The organism is Sphingomonas sp. Leaf22 (assembly GCF_001421715.1).
In the GTDB taxonomy this organism is placed as follows: domain Bacteria; phylum Pseudomonadota; class Alphaproteobacteria; order Sphingomonadales; family Sphingomonadaceae; genus Sphingomonas.
In genome coordinates, this window is the sequence record NZ_LMKP01000012.1 from 83,127 (window position 1) to 104,082 (window position 20,956).

Consider the following 20,956-nt stretch of genomic DNA (forward strand, 5'->3'; position numbering starts at 1 on the left):
TCGTGACTGTCGCTAATGCGAGCAAATCGCAATAGGGGGAACGACGTGAAACTGTGGTGGATGCCGGCGATGACGGCGGCGATGATGGCAACCCCGGTGGCGGCGCAGGAACGCCCCGCCGGCGACGACGCCGACATCGTGGTCGAGGGACGCGCCCGGCAACTTTATCGCACCACCATCACCACCGTCGGCAAATCGGCGCAGGACCCGCTCGACATTCCGCAGGCGTTGCAGGTCATCAACCACGAACTGTTCACCGATCAGGGCGCGCGCGACGCGACCGACCTGTATCGCAATATCTCGGGCGTCAGCGCGTACAGCTATGCCGGCGTCACCTTCCGTGGGTTTCGCCAGGACGAATCTTTCTATGACGGGATGCGCGGCAATCCGTTCGTCGGCTTTACCGTGCCGCAATTGTTCAACATCGACCGGGTCGAGGTGCTGAAGGGACCGGCGGGGCTGTTCTTCGGCCCCGGTGCGCCGGGCGGGATCATCAACTATGTGTCGAAAACGCCGTCGGACCGCTCGGCGCTGCGCACCGTCGTCACCGCCGGCAATTACGACCGGTTCGGCATCTCGGCGGAGGCGATCGACCGCATCGATGCCGATGGTGTCGTGTCCTATCGCATCGGCGGCTTTTACGAAGCGATGCAGCCGTACCGCTTCAACACCCTGCACAAGGCGCTGATCGGCGATGCCGGGCTGTCGATCCGCACCAATCCCGGCGGGCTGCTGACGCTGCAGGTCACCACCTACGACAATGATCTGCGCGCCAACCGGCTGCGCGGGGTGCTGGTCGACGACAGCGGCCGTTTCCGCACCTCGATCGGCTGGAATGCGAACGAAAAGAGCGATGATCTCCACCTCGCATCGACCGCATGGGCCGCGCGCTATGCGACCGCGATCGGCGATGCGGTGACGCTCGATGCCGGCGTCCGCAGCTTCCGCTCGACCGAACGCCAGCAATATCACGAGCCGCGCGGGTTGAGTGCGGCCAACCCCGATCTGGTCCTGCGCGAATTTCGCGATCAGGTCCGCCCGGTCGATGGCCTGTCGTTCATGGCCAATGCCACCGCGCGCACGACCTTGCTCGGCCTGTCGCACCGCGTTCAGATCGGCGGCGACTGGTATCGCGAATCGAACGCGCTGGAGTCGCGGATCCTGCGCGCTGGCGTGTTGCCGCTCAGCCTGTCCAACCCGGTCTATGGCCGTTCCGATGGTGATGCGTTGCGGGCGACGGCTCTGCCCTTCACCGTCACCGATACCGATTCGCGCCGCTTCGGCGTCTATGCGCAGGATCAGATCGACCTGACCGCGCATCTCCTGCTGGTCGCGGGCGTCCGCTACGACCGGTTCGAGGATAGCACCCATGTTGCCACCGCCGGCCGGGTGACGGCGAACGCGCGGTACGAGGACGGCGATATCACCTTCCGCACCGGCGCAATCTACCGGCCGCAGGACGATCTGTCGCTCTATGTCAGCTGGTCGCAGGGCTTCGATCCGCAGGCCCCGGCCAGCCAGCTGCCCGCCGCCGGCGGTCCCTTCGCCCCGATCACCGGCAACCAGATCGAAACCGGCTTCAAATCGCGGCTGCTCGACGGTCGGGTACAGGCCAATGCCGCGCTCTATCGCATCGTTCGCCGCAATCTGTTGCAGGTCGATCCCAGCCTGCCGCCGGTCGGCGGTGTCGATCAGCTCCGCCCGATCGGCGAGGTGACCAGCAAGGGGGTCGAGATCGATCTGACCACCGATCTGACGCCGGACTGGGTGCTGCTCGCCAATTACGCTTATAACGATACGCGCATCACCGGCAGCGTCGCCGGCCAGTCGCTGGCCGATGCGATCGGCAATCGCTTCGCCAATGCGCCCGCGCACAAGCTGGGGTTCTGGACCCGCTATCAGGTCGCACCGCTCCGCACCGCCTTCGCGTTCGGCGGCGAGCATGTGTCGCGCCGGGTCAGCCGCTCGGGACAGCCGGTGCTGCCCTACACCATCTTCGACGCGTCGATCACGCGCCAACTGGGCTTCGCCGAACTGATGCTGCGCGTCGATAACCTGTTCGACAAAGTCTATGCCGCGTCGGGCTTTACCGCGCAGACCGGCCATTTCCCCGGCGAACCGCGCACCGCCTTCGTCGAACTACGCACGAAATTCTGAGCGTCGTTTGGAAACGCGCGGAAGGGCGCGTTTTCAAACAGCCTCCAACCACGCATCGATCGCGGCCCAACCGGCGATGCCCGGCAGCGTGCGGGCGCGCTGCTCGGTCATCCCGCCCAGGGCGATGACCGGCAGGCGCGCGCCGCGGCTCAGCAGCGCGAAGCGGACACGGCCAAGCGGCCTTGCGCCCGGATGCGAGCGGGTGGCGAAGACGGGCGAGACGAAGGTTGCATCGACCCCCGCCCGCTCGGCGGCGATGCGTTCGGGCACCGAATGCACCGGTCGTGTCGCCAACCCCCTGTTCTTGCGCGCTTTGCGGCCATGCACCCCGTCGCCCCCCGGCAGGAACGGTCCGGCGACCAGCAGCACCAGCCGCCGCGCCCGCGCGATTCGCCGCACCTGTGCAAACATCCGCCGCCTTTTCCCTTCGGGCGTAGCATATTGGCGAAAGACGACCCCGCTGCCGCGTGGCAACTTCGCTACCTTCGCCGCCAGGTCGTCGCCCAGACGCTCGTCGGTCATCAGCCAGCGGCTCGGCAAAGGGTGGCGGCGACGCATGACCGCCTCTATAGCGCGCGCGATGACCGAAACCGCAACCTCGCTTGGCCACCTTCGCGACCGGATCGCCCATGCCGAATCGATCGCGCGCCGGGACCGTGGCGCGACGACGCTGATCGCGGTCAGCAAGACCCGCGACGCCGCCGCCATCCAGCCGCTGATCGACGCCGGACAGCGCGTCTTCGGCGAAAACCGGGTGCAGGAGGCGCAGGCGAAATGGCCGGCGTTGCAGGCGGTTACCCCCGGCATCGAACTGCATCTGGTCGGGCAGCTGCAATCGAACAAGGCCGAGGACGCGGTCCGCCTGTTCGACGCGATCCATTCGGTCGACCGCCCGTCGCTGGTCGCGGCACTGGCGAAGGCGATCGACAAGACCGGCCGCGCACCCGCCTGTTTCCTCCAGGTCGATATCGGCGACGAACCGCAAAAGGGCGGCTGCCCCCTTGCCGATCTGCCCGCGCTGCTGGCCGAGGCGAAGGCGGCGGGCCTGCCCATCGCGGGCCTGATGTGCGTGCCCCCCGCCGGCCTCGACGCCGCCCCCTATTTCGCGCTGACCGCCAAGCTCGCTCGTGACCACGGCCTGACCGCCTTGAGCATGGGCATGTCCGACGATTTCGAGACCGCCGTCACCCTCGGCGCGACCCATGTCCGCGTCGGATCGGCGCTGTTCGGCCCGCGCGGCTGACCCTACGGAGCGTATCATGACCCGTCCGCAAGCCTTGTTGTTCGATTTCGACGGTGTGCTGCTGGAGAGCGAATTCGCCGGCAACCGCCAGATCGCCGAATTCCTCACGCAAGCCGGCTACCCGACCAGCGCCGCCGATTCGATGGCCAATTTCATGGGGCTGTCGGGCACCCACTTCACCCAGGCGATCGAACGCTGGGTCGGCGGACCGATCCCCGCCGGCTTTTTCGAAGCCCGCGCGATCGAAGACGCCCGGGTACTGGAAGACGGCGTCGAGGCAGTGGCCGGCGCGATCGCCTTCGTCCGCTCGCTCCCCGCCGACCTGCCGCGCGCGATCGTCTCGTCGAGTACGACCCACTGGATCTCGACCCATCTGCGCCATCTGGGGCTGGCCGACGCGTTCGGCGATCACATCTACAGTGGCAAGGAGCATGTCGCGAACGGCAAGCCCGCGCCCGACCTGTATCTCTACGGCGCGAAGCAGCTCGGCGTGCCGATCGAACAATGCGCTATCCTCGAGGACTCACCGGTCGGCGTCACCGGCGCGGTCGCATCGGGCGCGCGCGTGATCGGCCTGTGCGCGGGCACGCATTGCGGCGTCGGCCACGACGCCCGCCTGCGCGAACTGGGCGTCACCGACATCGCCCATGGCTTCGATGAGGTTGCGAAGCTGCTGGGGCTGGAGCCGGTGAACGCCTGAATCGGTTCACGCGACGGCGTGGAATAGAAGAAATTGGTTCGCGCAGAGCCGCCGAGGCGCGGAGAGGTTGTTCTTGACGCAACCTCACCCGCGACCGCGGCCTTTCTTGCAGGTTGCAGCGGGCGCATTCGTCTGCCGAACGCACGCGAAGACGCAGCAAACGCAACCCACCTGCGCCTCCGCGCCTCTGCGCGAAATCTGACCTTCTTCGCGCCTTCGCGCGAACCGATCCCGGCTCGCCGCGAAGACAGAACCGAAGCGTTACTCGCCCTTCTTCGCCGCCTGTTCCGCCGCCGCCGGATCGACCGACGGCGCGCCCGAAGCGGGTGTGGCCGCGTTCACGATGTCGGCGGTATTGGCGGTCGCGCCCTCCTCGACATTCTTCACGCCTTCCTCGGCCGGCGCGGCTCCGGCGGCGGGGGCGGCCGGCAACGGCAGGTTCGACCCCTGCGTGTTGAGATAGGCGATGACGTTCGCCCGGTCCTCGGCACTGCCCAGACCGGCAAAGGTCATCTTGGTCCCCGGCGCATATTTGCGCGGCGACGTCAGCCACGCGTTCATCGCGTCGAAGTCCCAATTGCCCGCAACGCCGGTCAACGCACTCGAATAGGCGAAACCGGCCAGATGGCCATGTTTCTTGCCGATCACGCCCCACAGGTTCGGGCCGATACCATTGGCCCCGCCCTGATTGACGGTATGACAGGCCGCGCATTTCTTGAAGACTTCGGCCCCCTTGGCGACGTCGGCGGAGGCCAGCAACGTCGCGATCGGCACCGCCGCCGCACCGCCGCCGCCACCCGCCTCGGCAGCGCCCTCCACCGGATAGCCCGACTTTTCCGGCGGACCGGAATGGAAGATCATGCCACTGGCAATGGACAGTCCGAGGGCCGCGGCGCATCCCGCCAATACCCAACCCGCGATCGTGTTCGTCCGGTCGTCCATGCGCTGAGCCGTCTCGCCTAAGATGGTTTTGTTTGGAGCCATGCTTAGAGGTGGCTTTGATTACTGGCAAGACGGGCTTGCCGGTTGCCGCCGCGAGCGATATCCGCCGCCCCCCATGCAGAAATACGCCGCACCGGCGCGCCCCCTTGTCGCGCAGATGACCGAAGCCGCCGCCCGCGAACCGCATCGCGCCGTGGCGTTTCAGGGCGCGCCCGGCGCCAATTCGCACGTCGCGCTGGTACAGGCGTTTCCCGACGCGCTGCCCCTGCCCTGTTTCGGCTTTGCCGATGCAATCGACGCGGTGCGTTCGGGCCAGGCCGACTGCGCGATCATTCCGATCGAAAATTCGCTGCACGGTCGCGTCGCCGACATTCATTTCCTGCTGCCCGAATCGGGGCTGGTCATCACCGGCGAACATTTCCTGCCGATCCGACACGCGCTGCTGGGCCTCGGTCCGATCGAGGCGGTGCGCCAGGCGATGAGCCACGAACAGGCGCTCGGCCAATGCCGCCACTGGCTCGGCGCGCGCGGCATCGAACCGGTGGCGCACCCCGATACGGCGGGCGCGGCAGCGTCGGCGGCGGCGATGGCCGACCCGTCCGTCGCCGCCCTCGCGCCGCCCGCCGCCGCGACGCTGTACGGATTGCAGGTGCTGGCCGACGACATCGCTGACGCCGATCACAATACGACCCGCTTCGTCGTGCTCGCCCGCGCCGCCGCATCGGAATTGCCCGCCGGGCCATGCATGACGACGCTGGTGTTCGAGGTGAAGAACGTGCCCGCCGCCCTGTACAAGGCGATGGGCGGTTTTGCGACCAACGGCGTCAACATGACCAAGCTGGAAAGCTATCAGCGCGGCGGCACCTTCGCCGCGACCGAATTCTTCTGCGATATCGAAGGGCGACCGGGCGAACCCCATGTCGACCGCGCGCTTGAGGAATTGGCGTTCCATACCAAGAGCATGCGGCTGCTGGGCAGCTACGGACGCGCGCGCGAGCGGGGTTAGAAGCCGGCCCACGCCGCCAGCAAACTATGCGCGATCGCATAGGTCGGCGGCGCGATGAACCGCCCGGTCTCCCCGGCCAGCACCGCCCGAACCTCCTGCCGCGTCGCCCAGAACGCGTCCTCCAGCTCGGCGGTGTCTACCCGCAACAAATCGTCCTCGGCGACGGCGATACACCCGATCATCAGCTGCGACGGGAACGGCCACGGCTGGCTGGCGAAATAGCGTACCGCGCCAACGCGCACGCCCGCTTCCTCCAGCACCTCGCGCGCGACCGCTTCCTCGATCGATTCGCCGACCTCGACGAACCCGGCGAGCGTCGAATAGCGCCCCGGCGGCCAGCTCGGTTGCCGCCCCAGCAGCACCCGGTCGCCATGTTCGACCGCCATGATGACGACCGGATCGGTGCGCGGAAAATGCTGTGTGGCGCAGGTGCCGCACGCACGCGCCCACCCCGCCCGCGACACCGCCGTCGCCTGCCCGCAATTCGCGCAAAAGCCATGCCGGACGTGCCAGTCGATCAGGCTGCGGGCAATGCCGTACAGCGCCGCCTCGCCCACCGGCATGGCGGCCAGCGTCGTCATCAGCGTCGGCGATCGCATCGCCGGCGCGGTCGCGATGCCGTCGCCGATCGCGAACAACGGCGCGCCGTCCAGATTGCCGAGCAGCAACGCGTCGCCCCGCGCCGGGTCCATCGGCGCCAACGCCAGCCGGTCGCCGTCGACCGGCGGCGCAAGCCCGTCCAGCACCAGCAACCGTGCGCCCGGATGCGCCAGCGCCCGCGCCAACGCCGCCGGATCGTCGCGCTCGTGATCGACCCGTTCCAGCGTCGCGCCGGTAAAACCGATCATCGTGCGCCCGCAAGATCGCTCGCCAGCGCCTTCACCAGATCCTCGCGCAGCGGGAAACGATCGGCCGGGAAATAATTGACCATTACCGTTCCCCGGAGTTGCCGCACCGGATCGACGAACGCGACGGTGCCCGCCGCGCCGCCCCAGCCATAGGTGCCCTTGCCCGGCCGTCCCGGCAACGTTTCCAGATAGACCGAACCGCCGGCACCGAAGCCCATTTTCGGCCCCGCCTGCCCACCGGTCGCGCCATCGACCCCGCCGAAGGTGACGCCGTCGGGCAGCAGGTTCGACATCGCCAGCGCGACCGTTTCCGCCTTCATCACCCGCTTGCCGTCCAGCGTCCCGCCATTCTGCAACATGTGCAGGAACCGGTCGTAATCCCGCGCCGACATCGCCAGCCCAGCGCCGCCATAGGGAAAGCTCGGCTTCTGCAACCAGACCGACGTCGCCGCCGGATCGACCGGGGCCAGCGTGTCGCCGGCCCACGCATAGTTGGTCGCCAGCCGCGCTTTCTCGCGCTCCGGCACCTGCCAAAAGGTCGACGTCATGCCGAGCGGGCCGAACATCCGCGTTTGCAGGAAACGCTCGAACGACATGCGGCTCGCGACCTCGATCACCCGGCCCATCACGTCGAGACCGATCGAATAGCTCCATTTCGTCCCCGGCTCGGCTATCAGCGGCAGCGAGGCGACCCGGTCGGCGAATTCTTCGAGCGATTTGGGCCGCGCCTGTGCCATCGCGACCTCGGTCTGGGCGTTGATCGTTGCCGGCACGATGCCCAACCGCTCATATTCCTTGAGCAGCGGCCCCTTGGTCACGATGGTATAGCCAAGCCCGGCGGTATGGGTCAGCAGGTTGCGGACCGTGATCGGTTTGGTCGCCGCACGGCTGGCAAGGCTGTTGTCGGGATCGGTCAGCACCTTCATCGACTTGAACGCGGGGATGAAGTCGCTGATCGGCTGATCGAGCTTCAGCTTGCCGTCCTCGACCAGCATCATCGCCGCAATGCCGGTGATCGGCTTGGTCATCGAATAGACGCGCCACAGCGTATCGACAGTGGCCGCAGGGGCGCTCGAATCGGCGGCGGTGCGTCCGGCGGCGTGGGCGCTGGTCCACGTCGGACCGCCGACGACCACGACCATGCCCGGAACCTTCTTGTCCGTGACATAGGTTTTGACCATCGCCCCGGTCGCTGGCAGCGAGCGCGTCGCGGGAGCGGCCGGTGCGCGGGGCGGTGCCGCCTGCGCAAAGGCCGCCACCGGTTGCGCCAGCAGCACCGCCAGCGCCATCGATCCGTGCGCCCATCGTCCGATCGTCATCGCATTCCCTCCACCACCGCTATCGCCCGCGCGAACAGCGTCGGCAGCCCGGCATCGGCGATCTCCGCCACCGGCCACCATTCGCCCTGCACGGGTTCGTCGCCTGCATCCGCCACCATGACCGTGCAGGCAAGATCGAAATGGGTGAAACCGTGGCGAACCAACCCGATGCTGCGCCAGTCGGCAGCAAAGGGCGCACCCGCCGTCCCCGGATCGCTGTCGACCCATGGCCCGGTCGGCAACGCGCGCATCCCGCCCAACAGCCCCTTGTCCGGCCGCCGGACCAGCAACACCCGCCCGTCGCGTTCCGCCCAGAACAGCGTGCCATAACGTTGCGGCTTGGCCTTCTTCGCCGCCTTGACCGGAAAGGCTTCGGGCGTGCCCGCTTGGAATGCGGCACAATCGTCGCGCAGCGGGCAAAGCAGGCAGCGCGGCCCCCGCACCGTGCATACCATCGACCCCAGATCCATCATCGCCTGCGCGAAATCGCCCGCGCGGTCGTCGGGCGTGATCGTATCGGTCGCGGCGCGGATCGCCGGCCGGGCGGCGGGCAAAGCCTGAGCAATCGCGAACAGCCGCGAGACGACGCGCTCGACATTGGCATCGACCACCACCGCCCGCCGCCCGAACGCGATCGCCGCGATCGCGGCGGCGGTATAATCGCCGATCCCCGGCAGCGCGCGCAAGCCAGCCTCGGTATCGGGCAGCGCGCCCCGCTCCGCGACGACCCGCGCGCACGCCAGTAGATTGCGTGCCCGCGCATAATAACCAAGTCCCGCCCATGCCGCCATGACATCGGCATCCGCCGCCGCCGCCAGCGCCGCGAACGACGGCCAGCGCGCCGTCCAGCTGAGGAAATACGGACGGACGGTCGCGACCTGCGTCTGTTGCAGCATCACCTCCGACATCCACACGCGATACGGATCGGGCGGCGGCGCGCCGGGCGGGCTGCGCCATGGCAGGCTGCGATGATTGCGGTCGTACCAGTCGAGCAATCGTTCGGCGACAGAGAGATGCTTGGCGTCCACCGCGGCTCTATGGCATGGGGTGGCGACAATGACGACGCGTCCCCGCCCCCATGCGACGATTCCCGAACCCCGCCGCCGTGGCGGCGCACGCGCCGTGGCCGAATTGCTGCCCGATATCGGCGGCGCGGCCTTCCGCAAATTCGGGTTCGTGCAGTCGGCGGTGGTCAGCCGCTGGGGAGAAATCGTGGGCGAACGCTTCGCCCGCGTATCCGCGCCCGAATCGATCCGCTTCCCGCCGGGCAAGCGCGCCGATGGTACGCTGACGCTGACCGTATCGGGCGCGCACGGCACGATGATGCAGCATATTGCGCCGGAGATCGTCGAACGGGTCAACCGGTTCTTCGGTTATCCCGCCGTCGCGCGGTTGCAGTTCCGGCATGGCGAGGTCCGACCGCGCCGCGCGATCCCGGTTCGGCGCGATCCGCTGCCGATCCCGGCCGATATGGGCGAATCGATCCGCGACATCGCCGATCCCGAACTGCGCGCGGTGCTTGCCGCGCTGGCCGGTGCCGTCGCCGCCCCGCCGCCCCCCGCCATTCCGATTCTTGGCAAGGTCCGCTGATGCGCATCCTCATTCTCGTCTGTTCGTTCCTGCTGGCGCTGTTCGGCATGCCCCCGGCCAAGGCGCAGGCACCGGCCCGCGCCACCGCCGGCCGCGACTGGTCGACCAACGTCACGATGCTGCCGACCGGCGGAATCGTCGTCGGCAACCCGATGGCGCGCGTGCAGCTGGTCGAATGGGCCAGCTATACCTGCCCGCACTGCGCCGCCTTCGCCAAGGATGCGCGGGCCGAGCTGCCGGCGTTGCTGCGGTCGGGAAAGGTGCGGGTCGAATATCGCACGCTGCCGCGCGACGCGCTCGACCTCGCGGCGGCGTTGCTGGTGCGCTGCGGCGGTCCGAACCGCTTCATCGCCGCGCACGACGCGATCATGGCGCAGCAGGCGGCGATGCTCGACAAGGCCGATGCCTTTGCCCAGACGCCCGCCGCGCAGACCCGCGCCGCGACGATCGCGATCCGCCTGCAACAGCTGGCCGAGGCGACCGGTCTGCGCGCCTTGATGCGTGGCCACGGCCTCGACGATGCAAAGATCACCGCCTGCCTGAACGACGAAGTCGCGCAGAAGCGGGTCATCGCCATCGCCGAAGCAGCGCAGGCCGCCGGTATCGCCGGCACGCCCAGCTTCGAGGTCAACGGACAGAAGGCCGACGTCCATGACTGGGCGACCCTGAAGCCGCTGCTCACCGCCAAATAACCCCCGTTCGCAAGAGAGTATTCCCCATGCGTTTCGCACTCCCCCTGATCGCGCTTGCTTCGCTGTCGGCCTGTGGCGGCGGCGGTGATACCGGCGGCAATGGCGGTGCCGCCGCGCCGGTCGCCAATGTCGCCGCGCCCGCCGGACAGAAATGGACCGACATGGTCGCGGTCACGCCCGAGGGCGGCTATCGCATCGGCAATCCCGACGCGGCGGTGAAGCTGCTCGAATATGGCTCGCGTACCTGCCCGACCTGCGGCGCATTCGGTCGCGAAGGCAACGAACCGCTCATCAACAACTATGTATCGACCGGCAAGGTCAGCTTCGAATTCCGCGACTTCGCGGTTCATGGCGCGCCTGATCTCGCCGCGGCGGTCCTCGGCCGGTGCAACGGAACGGCGACCTTCTTCCCGCTGCTCGAAGCGATGTATCAGGATCAGGCCGCCACGCTCGACCGGATGCAGGCACTGCCGCAGGCCGAACAGGCGCGGCTCCAGTCGATCCCGCCATTGCAGGCGGTGTCGGCATGGGCGGATGCCGCCGGCTTCGTCGATTTCGTCAAGCAGCGCGGCGTACCGGAAGCAAAGGCACGCCAGTGCCTCGCCGACCAGACGCTGCTGCAACAGGTCGTCAAGATCACCGAAGAGGGCGGTTCGGTCGTCACCGGCACCCCGACCTTCCTGATCAACGGCGAAAAGGTCGAGAATGCGGTCAGCTGGCCACAGATCGAAGCGGCGCTGAAGGCCGCCGGCGCCTGACCCCATGGCCGCGCCGGATGATGCGGCCATCCCCCGCGCGCCGGGGCTGACGCTCCGGCGGCTGCGGCTCGGCGGGTTCAAGAGTTTCGTCGATCCCGCCGATCTGGTGATCGAGGCCGGGCTGACCGGCGTGGTCGGCCCCAATGGCTGCGGCAAGTCGAACCTGCTGGAAGCGTTGCGCTGGACCATGGGCGAGAACAGCGCGAAATCGCTGCGCGGTGCCGGCATGGACGACGTAATCTTCGCCGGCACCGCCACCCGCCCGCAACGCGACTTCGCTGAGGTCGCGATCCTCGCCGAAGACGCGAATGGCGACGAGGTCGAGATCGTCCGCCGGATCGAACGCGGTGCCGGTTCCGCCTATCGCATCAACGGGCGCGACGTGCGGGCCAAGGACGTGTCGCTGCTGTTCGCCGATGCCGCGACCGGCGCGCATTCGCCCGCGCTGGTCAGCCAGAACCGCATCGGCGCGGTCATCGCCGCCCGCCCCGCCGAACGCCGCGCGATGCTGGAGGAAGCGGCCGGCATCGCCGGGCTGCACGTTCGGCGCAGGGATGCCGAGGGCAAGCTGCGCGCGACCGAAGCCAATCTCGACCGGCTGGGCGAGATGGCGCACGAACAGGATGCCCGCGCCACAACGCTCCGGCGGCAGGCGCGGGTCGCCGCGCGCTACCGCGAACTGACCGATGCGATCCGGGTGGCGGAGGCGCGGGCGCTCTATGCCCGTTGGCGCGACGCGGTGGCGGCGGCCGATGCAGCGACGGCGGAAGCGAAGGCCGCCGAGGCGCTGGTCGCCGGTCAGGCCGGGGCGCAGGGGCAGGCCGCCGGCGAACTGTCCGCCGCCACGCAGACGCTCGCCACCGCTCGCGCCGATGCCGAACGCCTGCGCCAGCAGGTCGGCGATGTCGGCCATGCCCGCGAACGGGTGCAGGCACAGGCCAATGCCGCGACCCGGCGACTGGCCGACCTCACCGCACAGGCGGCGCGCCTGACCGAGGACCGGGCGCGCGAGGCGGCGCTGGCCGGCGACGCCGAAACGGCCGTCGCACGACTCGAAGCCGAACGTACGCGACTGGCCGACACGCTGGCCGGAGCCACCGCCCGCCTGCCCGAACTCGATACCGCGCTCGATGCAGCGACCCACGCCGCCGCAATGGCCGACAGCGCGCATGCCGAAGCACTTGCGGCACAGGCCGCCGAACTGGCCGAAGCGCGCGTCGCCACCGCCGCGCACGATGCCGCCCGCGCCCGGCTCGACCGCGTCCGGCGCGACGAAGCGCGGCTGCTTGCCGAACAGGGGGCGCTGTCGGCGGTCGCCCCGTTGTTCGCGGAACGCACGGCGGCGGCCGAACGTCGGGCGGCGGCGCTGACCGACGCAGACACTGCCCGCGCGGCGATCACCCATGCCGAAGCCGCCGACCGGTCCGCGCAGGAAGCACGGGATCGCGCCCAGTCGGACCGTGCCGCCGCTGCCGCCGAACTCGCCGCGATCGACAGCGAGATTGCGGCACTCGACCGTGCGCTCCGCCGGGGCGGGCGCGCCCGGATCATCGATTCGGTCGTGGTCGAACCGGGCTTCGAAGCGGCATTGGCGGCGGCGCTGGGCGACGATCTCGACGCCGGCAGCGATCCGGCCGACGATCGCCATTGGCAGGGCGACGATGGCCCAACCGATGGGCCGGCGATACCGATCGGGGTCGGCCGGCTGTCGGCGCATGTCACCGCCCCGCTCCTCGCCCGGCGACTGGCGCAAATCCTGGTCGTCGAACGTGACGAGGGTACGCCCCTGGCGGTCGGGCAGCGGCTGGTGACGCTCGACGGGGCGCTGCGCCGCTGGGACGGTTTGCGCAGCCGCGCCGGATCGGGGGCGGCGGCGGCGGAACGACTGGCACGAACCAACCGGCTGCGCCTGTTGCGCGAGGGGCGACGGGCGCTGGTCGATCGACGCGACGTCGCCGATGCCGCGCTCCATTCGGCCGATGTCGCAATCGCCGAAGCGCGCGCGGCCCTGACCGCTGCCCGCCGGGCGCTCGACGCTGCCGAGACCGTCGCCCGCGATGCCGCCCGTGCCGAAGACCGCGCTGCCGCCGTGATCGAACGGGCACAGGCGCGCGCCGACGATGTCGCGGCCCGCCTGCACCGTCTGCGCGGCGACCTTGCCGAAACGCTGGCCGATGCGGACCGCGCCGCCGCTGCGGTCGCGCAACTGCCCGACCGGACCATGGCCGCCGCAAGGGTCGCCGGTTCGCTGGCGCAAGCCGATGCCGCCCGCGTGCGCGTCGCCGACGCCCGCGCCGACCGGTCGACCCTCGACGCCGCGCTGGTCCGCGACCGTGAGCGTGCCGGGGCGGCTGCCAGCGAGATCGCGTCGTGGCATGCCCGCGCCGCCGACGCCGCCGGTCGGATCGCCGAGATCGACGACCGCATGACGACCATCGCCGCCGACCGCGATGCCCTGCGCGATCGGCCCGCCGCGCTCGCCGCCGAACTGGCGCGGATCGAAAGCGACTTCACCCGGTTGCGCGCGGCGGCTGCCGAGGCCGCTGCCGCCGAACAGGCCGCCGACGCGCGCCTGCGTGCCGCCGAGCGCATCGTGAGCGGCATTGCCGAAACGCTCGCCGCCGCCCGCGAAACCCGCGCCGGCGCATCGGCGCGTGCCGAGGGGCATGAACAACGCCGCTTGGAAACGGGCCGGCTTTCGGGCGAGCGTTTCCAATGCCCCCCGCCGCTCTTGCCACGCATCGGCTTCGTCGGGGCCGAGGTCGGCGACGCGGCGGCCGAGACCGCAGCGCATGACCGGTTGCTCGCCGATCGCGACCGGATCGGCCCGGTCAACCTGATCGCCGAGACCGAATTGGCAGAGCTGGAGGCCGCACAGGGCGAAACCGCCGCCGAACGCGCCGATCTGGCCGAGGCGGTCCAGCGGCTGCGCGGATCGATCGGCACGCTGAACCGCGAAGGACGACAACGCCTGCTGGCAGCGTTCGACGCAGTGGACGCACATTTCCGCCGGCTGTTCGGTGCGCTGTTCGATGGCGGGCAGGCCCGGCTCGAACTGATCGATTCGGACGATCCCCTGGAAGCAGGCCTCGAAATCCTCGCCCAGCCGCCGGGCAAGCGTCTGCAATCGCTGACCTTGCTGTCAGGCGGCGAACAGGCGCTGACCGCCGTCGCGCTGATCTTCGCATTGTTTCTGACCAATCCCGCGCCGATCTGCGTCCTCGACGAAGTCGACGCACCGCTCGACGATGCCAATATCGACCGCTTCTGCGACCTGCTCGACCGGATGGCCGCCGATACCGACACCCGCTACCTGATCGTCACCCACAATGCCGCGACGATGAGCCGCATGCACCGCCTGTTCGGCGTGACGATGATCGAACGCGGAATCAGCCGGCTGGTATCGGTCGATCTCGGCGGCGCGACCAGTTTGCTGGCGGCGGAATAGGGTTTCTCACTTAGGCTTAATGCCGTTTGGTTCGAGCAGCTTCGAGCCTGTCGAGAAGCGTCCGTCGAGAACTGGGTCGTTTGGGGCGCCACCTTCTCGACTACGGTTCTCGACAAGCTCGAACCTGCGCTCGAAGCGAACGGTGGTGGAGGCAAGGAGAGACATCCGCCCACGCATCCTTGCGCCCTGTCCCCTTGTCGCCTAGTCGCGCGCCAACATCAAATCGCGAGCCTCAAGGAGCCTGCCCATGGCCGAGTCCATCAACCGCGTCGTACTCGCCTATTCGGGCGGCCTCGATACCAGCGTAATCCTGAAATGGCTGCAACAGGAATATAAGTGCGAGGTCGTGACCTTCACCGCCGACCTCGGCCAGGGCGAAGAGCTGGAGCCGGCGCGCAAAAAGGCCGAGCTGATGGGCATCAAGCCCGAGCATATCTTCATCGACGACCTGCGCGAGGAATTCGTCCGCGACTTCGTGTTCCCGATGATGCGCTCGAACGCGCTGTATGAGGGGCTGTACCTGCTCGGCACCTCGATCGCGCGCCCGCTGATCGCCAAGCGCCAGATCGAGATCGCGCGTCAGGTGAACGCCGACGCGGTCAGCCACGGCGCGACCGGCAAGGGCAACGACCAGGTCCGCTTCGAACTCGGCTATTACGCGCTGCAACCCGATATCAAGGTCATCGCGCCGTGGCGCGAATGGGATCTGACCAGCCGCACCGCGCTGATCGCCTTCGCCGAACAGCACCAGATCCCGGTGCCCAAGGACAAGCGCGGCGAATCGCCCTTCTCGACCGATGCCAACCTGCTGCACACCTCGTCCGAGGGGAAGGTGCTGGAGGACCCGTGGGACGAGGTTCCAGAATATGTCTTCTCGCGGACGGTCAGCCCCGAGGACGCGCCCGATACGCCACAGGTCGTCACCATCGCGTTCGAACGCGGCGATGCGGTGGCGGTCGATGGCGAAGGAATGAGCCCTGCGACGCTGCTCGCCAAGCTGAACGACCTCGGCCGGGCGCACGGCATCGGCCGGCTCGATCTCGTGGAAAACCGCTTCGTCGGCATGAAGTCGCGGGGCATGTACGAAACGCCCGGCGGCACGATCCTGCACGCCGCGCACCGCGCGATCGAACAGATCACGCTCGACCGCGGTGCCGCGCATCTGAAGGACGAACTGGCCCCGCGCTATGCCGAGCTGGTCTATAACGGTTTCTGGTTCTCGCCGGAGCGCGAGATGCTGCAGGCCGCGATCGACCACAGCCAGCACAAGGTGTCGGGCGAAGTCCGGCTGAAGCTGTACAAGGGCGGCGTCCATGTTACCGGCCGCCGTTCGCCCAATTCGCTGTACAGCGAAAAGGTCGTGACGTTCGAGGACGATCAGGGTGCCTATGACCAGCGCGACGCCGCCGGCTTCATCAAGCTGAACGCGCTGCGCCTGCGCCTGCTGGGCCGGCGCGACCGGTAAGTCTGCGCGCTTGCTCGATCAGGCCGTGGGGCGGATGCCCTGCGGCTGGTCGAGCAAGCCGGCGAAGAACGACGTCGCCGCCACCTGCACGCCCAGACAGCCGAGCAGCATCGACGGGATCGTCAACCGCATCAGTTCGCCGGGCACCAGCGGCCCGAACCCGGCCTGCGCCCAGACCAGCGTCGCAGCGACCCCGCCGCCAAGTCCGGCGAGCAGCGACAGGCCGCCCAGGATGCAGCCGCGCTCGACGGTGAACCAGCCGCGCACGCGCGCCATGGCGCGGCTTTCCGGCCACATGCCGGTACGGATACCGAACAGCCGCGCCAGCACCGCCAGCCCGACCATCTGTGCCCCGATCAGCGCCGCCATCGTCGCAAAGATCATGGTGTGCGCGCCGAATTCGACGCCATTCACCGACACGTCGCCGGTGGCGAGCTGCGCGGTTACGGCAAGTCCGGTCAGCAACAGCGCCATCCCGGGATAGAAGAACAGAAAACGCGGCGCATAGAGCAGCAGGAAGCGCAGATGCCGCCACCCGTCGCGCCACGTGCGCAGATGCGGCGGACGCGACCGCCCGTCGGGGACCAGCGTCGTCGGCACCTCGGCGATGACGAGGCGCGCGATCGATGCCTTGACGACCATCTCGCTGGCGAACTCCATGCCCGGCGCGGTCAGGCCCAGTGCCAGCGCACGATCGCGGCGGAACGCCCGCAGCCCGCAATGAAAATCGCCGACCGGCGTCCCGAAGAACGCGCGACCGAGCAGGCTCAGCACCGGATTGCCTAGGAAACGGTGCAGCACCGGCATCGCCCCTGGCGCGATCCCGCCCTGGAACCGGTTGCCCATCACCAGATCGGCACCCTCGCGCAGCCGCTCGACGAACGGCAACAAACTGCCGAAGTCATAACTGTCATCGGCATCGCCCATGGCAACATATTGCCCCCGCGCCGCTTCAATGCCACCGGCCAGCGCCGCGCCATAGCCGCGTACCGGAATGGCGACGATGCGAGCGCCCAGCGCGTTGGCGATTTGCTGCGACCCGTCGGTCGACCCGTTGTCGGCGACGATCACTTCGCCGGCAATGCCGTGCCGGTCGAGGAACGCCCGCGCCTTCTTGATGCAGATGCCGAGCGTTTCCGCCTCGTTGAGACAGGGCATGACGATCGACAGTTCGACGCGCCCGGCGGGCGGTTCCGGTTCGTGATCGAATTGGGCAAGGCGGACGGCGGACATCGGGCGCTCCATGCGGCGAGTTGCCCGACGATGCGCCGGCAGGAACGAAGAGTCCGTTAACGCTACACGCTAAATTAAGCATGTTCGGGGCATTGGCGGGACATGACGTCCGTCGCCTCACCATCGTTACGCCCTGCGCCGGCGTGGCTGCCGACCCTGCTGGCCGCTGGCCTTGCCGTGATCCTGACCGCGGTCTGGACGGTGAACGATTGGGCGGCGTTGCGGCTGCTGCGCCTGCCCGACAATGACGACATGATGCGGCTGGCTGAGATACGCGACTGGATCGGTGGGCAGTCGCTCAACGACCTGATGCAATATCGGCTGGGTCCGCCGGGCGGCGCGCCGATGCACTGGTCGCGGCTGGCCGATGCGGTACCAGCGGGCATCGTCCTCATGCTGACGCCTCGGCTGGGAACCCATGCCGCCGAACTGGCGGCGGTCGTGGCGTCGCCGGCGCTGCTGTTCTTCCTCTACCTGCTGCTCGCCGGGCGGATCGCCGACATTGTCGGCGGCGGCCGGGTGACACCCGTCGCGATCATTCTTGCCGCGCTCGCCTTTCCGACGATCAGCCTGTTCATACCGGGCCGGATCGATCACCATGCGTTGCAGATCGTGCTGCTGTTCGCACTGGTCGCCGGACTGGTACGCGCGCCGTCCGGGGCGGTCGGCGCGGCGATGGGGGTGCTGGCGGCACTGAGCCTCGCGATCGGTCTCGAAGCGGCCCCCGAACTCATCGCGGTCATGGTCGCGCTCGGCTGGTGCTGGATGGGCGGCGAGCGACGCGAGAATGCGCGGGCGGCGGGGTTTGGCGTCGGCCTGCTGGCAACGACGGGGTTCATGCTCTCCTTCCTGCATCCCGACGCTTGGCCGCGGGCGTGGTGCGACGGCTTCACCGCCGCCTCGACCAGCGCGACCCTTGCGTTGGGCGCGGGCTGGGTCGCGCTGGGAGTGATGGGAGCGCGCCTGCAATCGTACCGGTCGCGCCTGATCGCGGCAGCGGCGGTCGGTGGGGCCATCGCCTTGTCGGCCTCCCAGACCTCGCTGGTCTGCATCGCCGGCCCCTATGACGCGCTCCACCCGTTCCTGAAACAGGCATGGATGGCGAATGTCGCTGAGGCGCGCGGGCTGTTCTTCGACCAGAATTCGCCCGGCATCGTCGTCGCGTTCGGCATGCTGTCGGCCATCGGGACCGTCGTCGCCGCGATCGACGCGGTCCGCACGCGCGATCGATCACGCATCGCGCTGGCGATGGTCCTCGGCATCAGCCTCGTCGCGGCAGTCGCACAGGTTCGCGTCACTTATATTCTCGCCGGCATGGCGACGGTGCCGATCGCGCTACGCATCGCCGCCCTCGATCCTGCGACACAGGCGCTGCGGCGGCTGCGATGGTGGGCGCTGGGTGCCGGCATGGTCTGGTATCTCGTCGGCAGCGTGGTCGATACCGGCCTTGGCCAGTCGGAGAAGGCGGCACGGCGCGTCTATGCCGATTGCATCCGCGCGGCACCGTTCATGGCGGTCGGCCGACAACCAACCGGGACGCTCATGGCACCGATCAACGACGGTGCCTATTTCATCGGATTGACGCCGCACCACGTCGTGGCCGCGCCCTATCACCGCAACAACGCCGGCAATCTGGCCTCCTATCGCTTCTTCCTCGCGACGCCCGAACGGGCACAGGCGATCGCGCGGCAATGGGCGGTCGATTACGTCGCGGTCTGCCCAGGCGACCTGCGCGAGCGCAATATCGAGGCGCTCCGCACCGGCAGCCTGATCGACGCATTGCAGCGCGGCGGCACGCCCGACTGGCTGGTCCCAATCGCGACCGGCGGGTCGCTGCGCGCCTTTCGCGTGCGGCCACCGCAACGCTTGTCGAAAGGGGCCGGCCACGCCTAAAAGCGGGCGATGCAGGGGGATCGACTTTACTGGTGGCAGACGCGGTGGTTCGTCGCGCTCATGGCGGTGCTGGCGGCGGTGCCGCTGCTGTGGCCCGATGTTCCGCCGATGGTCGACCTGCCCGGTCATATGGGGCGATATCGCGTCCAGCAACTGTGGGACACCGGACAGGCACCCTGGTTTCACGACTGGTATAATTTCGACTGGAGCCTGATCGGCAATCTCGGCGTCGACCTGCTCGTCTGGCTGTTCGAACCGCTGCTCGGCCTCGAACCGACCGTCAAGCTCATCATCCTCGCCATCCCGCCACTGACCGCCATCGGGCTGTTGTGGATCGCGCGCGAGGTGCATGGCCGCATTCCGGCCACCGCGCTGTTCGCGCTGCCGATCGTCTACAGCTTTCCGCTGCATTTCGGATTCGCCAATTTCGCGCTGTCAATGGCGCTGGCGCTCAACGCCTTCGCACTGTGGCTGCGGCTGGGGCGGCAGGGGCGGCTGCTGCTGCGCGGGATCGTGTTCGTGCCGATCGCCGGACTGGTCTGGCTGACCCATACGTTCGGCTGGGGGACATTGGGCGTGCTCGCCGCATCGGCCGAACTGATCCGCGAGCATGACAAGCGGCGCAACTGGTTCGCCGCCGCCTTCCATGCCGGACTCCACTGCCTCGTCCTCGCGCCCCCGGCGCTGCTGATGCTGTTGTGGCGGTCGGGCGGGCATGTCGGCGGGCAGACCGCCGACTGGTTCAACTGGCGCGCGAAGATGTTGTGGCTGACCATGACGTTGCGCGACCGGTGGCAGCTCTACGACCTTGCCTCGGTCGCGGTCTTCTATCTCGTGCTGTTCAAGGGGGTGCGCGATCCCAATATCGGCTATTCGCGCAATCTGGGCCTGTCGGCGCTGTTCCTGATCGCGGTCTATGTCCTGTTGCCGCGCATCGTGTTCGGGTCGGCCTATGCCGACATGCGGCTGGTCCCGTATCTGTTCGGTATCTGCCTGATCGCGCTCCGGCCCAAGCCGGGCCTGTCGATCCGCCGTGCCGGGGTGCTGGCGGCGATCGGGCTGGCCATCTTCGTCGCCCGGATCGGCGCGACCACCGCGAGCTTCTGGCTGTACGACCGCGCGTACGACCGCGAACTGGCCGCGCTCGACCATGTGCCGATCGGTGCGCGGCTGGTCACTTTCGTCGGGGAGACCTGCTACAACGAATGGCGCATGACCCGGCTGCAACATCTCCCTGGCATGGCGCTGACCCGGCGGCTGGCCTATGCCAACGATCAATGGTCGATGGCCGGCGGGCAGTTGCTGACGGTGCGCTATTTCCCGGCGCGCGGCTTTTCGCACGATCCGTCCGAACTGGTCACCGACGTCAAATGCCCGCGCGAATATTGGCGGCCGATCGCCGGCGCGCTCTACAAATTCCCGCGCGACGCGTTCGACTATGTCTGGCTGATCCGCCCGCCCACCTATGACCGGCGGCTGGAACAGGGCTTGATCCCGGTCTGGCGCAATGGCAGCAGCGCGCTGTTCCGGATCGACCACCGCATCCCGCCGCCGGTGCTGACATGGAGCGATCTGGGCAATCGGCCGTTTGCCAAACCCCGCCGCCGCCCGTCGCGCCAGATGGCGGCGCGCGACACCATCGTCCGGTAAAGGAGACGCTTC

The 20,956-nt window shown here is 68.6% G+C and carries 17 protein-coding genes; 11 read left to right on the forward strand and 6 right to left on the reverse strand.

The window, feature by feature from the left end; all coding sequences use genetic code 11:
* Window positions 1-45 precede the first annotated feature (45 nt).
* Entirely contained in the window at window positions 46-2,157 is a 2,112-nt protein-coding gene (locus ASE70_RS07090; protein WP_235519656.1) for a TonB-dependent siderophore receptor, read from the forward strand.
* A 33-nt stretch (window positions 2,158-2,190) separates the two neighbouring features.
* Here ASE70_RS07090 and ASE70_RS07095 read toward each other — a convergent pair whose 3' ends face one another.
* On the reverse strand, window positions 2,191-2,715 hold the full coding sequence (locus ASE70_RS07095; RefSeq protein ID WP_056502895.1) for a thiamine phosphate synthase: 525 nt from the start codon (window positions 2,713-2,715) through the stop codon (window positions 2,191-2,193).
* Window positions 2,716-2,737: 22 nt separating this feature from the next.
* On the opposite strand from ASE70_RS07095, the gene ASE70_RS07100 reads away from it, so the two are divergent.
* Together ASE70_RS07100 and ASE70_RS07105 are read left to right on the forward strand one after the other, a co-directional pair.
* The gene (locus ASE70_RS07100; protein WP_056502898.1) at window positions 2,738-3,400 is read left to right on the forward strand and encodes a YggS family pyridoxal phosphate-dependent enzyme; all 663 of its coding nucleotides are present in this window, start codon (window positions 2,738-2,740) and stop codon (window positions 3,398-3,400) included.
* 16 nt (window positions 3,401-3,416) lie between these two features.
* Window positions 3,417-4,100: an HAD family hydrolase gene (locus ASE70_RS07105; RefSeq protein ID WP_056502901.1), complete on the forward strand. Its 684-nt coding sequence runs from the start codon at window positions 3,417-3,419 to the stop codon at window positions 4,098-4,100.
* A 261-nt stretch (window positions 4,101-4,361) separates the two neighbouring features.
* On the opposite strand, the gene ASE70_RS07110 is transcribed toward ASE70_RS07105, so the two are convergent.
* The gene (locus ASE70_RS07110; RefSeq protein ID WP_056502904.1) at window positions 4,362-5,042 is read right to left on the reverse strand and encodes a c-type cytochrome; all 681 of its coding nucleotides are present in this window, start codon (window positions 5,040-5,042) and stop codon (window positions 4,362-4,364) included.
* Between the two features lie 115 nt (window positions 5,043-5,157).
* Between ASE70_RS07110 and ASE70_RS07115 the strand changes: the two genes are divergently transcribed.
* Window positions 5,158-6,048 carry a prephenate dehydratase gene (locus ASE70_RS07115; RefSeq protein WP_056502907.1) on the forward strand — a complete coding sequence of 297 codons (891 nt, stop codon included), beginning with the start codon at window positions 5,158-5,160 and terminating at the stop codon, window positions 6,046-6,048.
* Here the strand turns inward: ASE70_RS07115 and nudC are convergent.
* The 3 genes from nudC to ASE70_RS07130 are packed head-to-tail and all read right to left on the reverse strand — an operon-like array spanning window position 6,045 to window position 9,243.
* Window positions 6,045-6,896 carry an NAD(+) diphosphatase gene (gene nudC, locus ASE70_RS07120; RefSeq protein ID WP_056502909.1) on the reverse strand — a complete coding sequence of 284 codons (852 nt, stop codon included), beginning with the start codon at window positions 6,894-6,896 and terminating at the stop codon, window positions 6,045-6,047. The genes ASE70_RS07115 and nudC overlap by 4 nt on opposite strands.
* A complete protein-coding gene (locus ASE70_RS07125) occupies window positions 6,893-8,215 on the reverse strand; it encodes a serine hydrolase domain-containing protein (protein ID WP_056502911.1) in 1,323 nt (440 codons plus the stop codon). The genes nudC and ASE70_RS07125 overlap by 4 nt, the downstream gene beginning before the upstream one ends.
* Window positions 8,212-9,243, reverse strand: a complete 1,032-nt coding sequence (locus tag ASE70_RS07130) for an A/G-specific adenine glycosylase (RefSeq protein WP_235519658.1) — start codon at window positions 9,241-9,243, stop codon at window positions 8,212-8,214. The genes ASE70_RS07125 and ASE70_RS07130 overlap by 4 nt, the downstream gene beginning before the upstream one ends.
* 28 nt (window positions 9,244-9,271) lie before the next feature.
* On the opposite strand from ASE70_RS07130, the gene ASE70_RS07135 reads away from it, so the two are divergent.
* The 5 genes from ASE70_RS07135 to ASE70_RS07155 all read left to right on the forward strand — a co-directional run bounded on the left by ASE70_RS07135 (window position 9,272) and on the right by ASE70_RS07155 (window position 16,168).
* Entirely contained in the window at window positions 9,272-9,805 is a 534-nt protein-coding gene (locus tag ASE70_RS07135) for a DUF721 domain-containing protein (protein ID WP_056395387.1), read from the forward strand.
* Entirely contained in the window at window positions 9,805-10,497 is a 693-nt protein-coding gene (locus ASE70_RS07140) for a DsbA family protein (RefSeq protein ID WP_056502914.1), read from the forward strand. The genes ASE70_RS07135 and ASE70_RS07140 overlap by 1 nt, the downstream gene beginning before the upstream one ends.
* Window positions 10,498-10,523: 26 nt before the next feature.
* Window positions 10,524-11,255: a thioredoxin domain-containing protein gene (locus ASE70_RS07145; RefSeq protein WP_056502917.1), complete on the forward strand. Its 732-nt coding sequence runs from the start codon at window positions 10,524-10,526 to the stop codon at window positions 11,253-11,255.
* Between the two features lie 46 nt (window positions 11,256-11,301).
* Window positions 11,302-14,703: a chromosome segregation SMC family protein gene (locus ASE70_RS07150; protein WP_056503519.1), complete on the forward strand. Its 3,402-nt coding sequence runs from the start codon at window positions 11,302-11,304 to the stop codon at window positions 14,701-14,703.
* 247 nt (window positions 14,704-14,950) lie between these two features.
* Window positions 14,951-16,168, forward strand: a complete 1,218-nt coding sequence (locus ASE70_RS07155; RefSeq protein ID WP_055998610.1) for an argininosuccinate synthase — start codon at window positions 14,951-14,953, stop codon at window positions 16,166-16,168.
* 18 nt (window positions 16,169-16,186) lie between these two features.
* On the opposite strand, the gene ASE70_RS07160 is transcribed toward ASE70_RS07155, so the two are convergent.
* Complete coding sequence (locus ASE70_RS07160; protein ID WP_056503522.1) at window positions 16,187-17,401, reverse strand: glycosyltransferase family 2 protein; 1,215 nt, start codon at window positions 17,399-17,401, stop codon at window positions 16,187-16,189.
* A 102-nt stretch (window positions 17,402-17,503) separates the two neighbouring features.
* On the opposite strand from ASE70_RS07160, the gene ASE70_RS07165 reads away from it, so the two are divergent.
* Window positions 17,504-19,294, forward strand: a complete 1,791-nt coding sequence (locus tag ASE70_RS07165) for a hypothetical protein (RefSeq protein WP_056502919.1) — start codon at window positions 17,504-17,506, stop codon at window positions 19,292-19,294.
* 9 nt (window positions 19,295-19,303) lie between these two features.
* Window positions 19,304-20,944, forward strand: a complete 1,641-nt coding sequence (locus ASE70_RS07170; protein ID WP_056502922.1) for a hypothetical protein — start codon at window positions 19,304-19,306, stop codon at window positions 20,942-20,944.
* Window positions 20,945-20,956: the final 12 nt, after the last annotated feature.

Excerpts from the sequence above, each read along its gene's own strand:
- ASE70_RS07140 (WP_056502914.1), top strand. The coding sequence starts at position 9,805 with ATGCGCATCCTCATTCTCGTCTGTTCGTTCCTGCTGGCGCTGTTCGGC.
- ASE70_RS07135 (WP_056395387.1), top strand. The coding sequence starts at position 9,272 with ATGACGACGCGTCCCCGCCCCCATGCGACGATTCCCGAACCCCGCCGC.
- ASE70_RS07115 (WP_056502907.1), top strand. The coding sequence starts at position 5,158 with ATGCAGAAATACGCCGCACCGGCGCGCCCCCTTGTCGCGCAGATGACC.
- ASE70_RS07155 (WP_055998610.1), top strand. The coding sequence starts at position 14,951 with ATGGCCGAGTCCATCAACCGCGTCGTACTCGCCTATTCGGGCGGCCTC.
- ASE70_RS07165 (WP_056502919.1), top strand. The coding sequence starts at position 17,504 with ATGACGTCCGTCGCCTCACCATCGTTACGCCCTGCGCCGGCGTGGCTG.
- ASE70_RS07160 (WP_056503522.1), bottom strand. The coding sequence starts at position 17,401 with ATGTCCGCCGTCCGCCTTGCCCAATTCGATCACGAACCGGAACCGCCC.
- ASE70_RS07110 (WP_056502904.1), bottom strand. The coding sequence starts at position 5,042 with ATGGACGACCGGACGAACACGATCGCGGGTTGGGTATTGGCGGGATGC.
- ASE70_RS07170 (WP_056502922.1), top strand. The coding sequence starts at position 19,304 with ATGCAGGGGGATCGACTTTACTGGTGGCAGACGCGGTGGTTCGTCGCG.
- ASE70_RS07095 (WP_056502895.1), bottom strand. The coding sequence starts at position 2,715 with ATGCGTCGCCGCCACCCTTTGCCGAGCCGCTGGCTGATGACCGACGAG.
- ASE70_RS07125 (WP_056502911.1), bottom strand. The coding sequence starts at position 8,215 with ATGACGATCGGACGATGGGCGCACGGATCGATGGCGCTGGCGGTGCTG.
- ASE70_RS07100 (WP_056502898.1), top strand. The coding sequence starts at position 2,738 with ATGACCGAAACCGCAACCTCGCTTGGCCACCTTCGCGACCGGATCGCC.
- ASE70_RS07145 (WP_056502917.1), top strand. The coding sequence starts at position 10,524 with ATGCGTTTCGCACTCCCCCTGATCGCGCTTGCTTCGCTGTCGGCCTGT.
- nudC (WP_056502909.1), bottom strand. The coding sequence starts at position 6,896 with ATGATCGGTTTTACCGGCGCGACGCTGGAACGGGTCGATCACGAGCGC.
- ASE70_RS07105 (WP_056502901.1), top strand. The coding sequence starts at position 3,417 with ATGACCCGTCCGCAAGCCTTGTTGTTCGATTTCGACGGTGTGCTGCTG.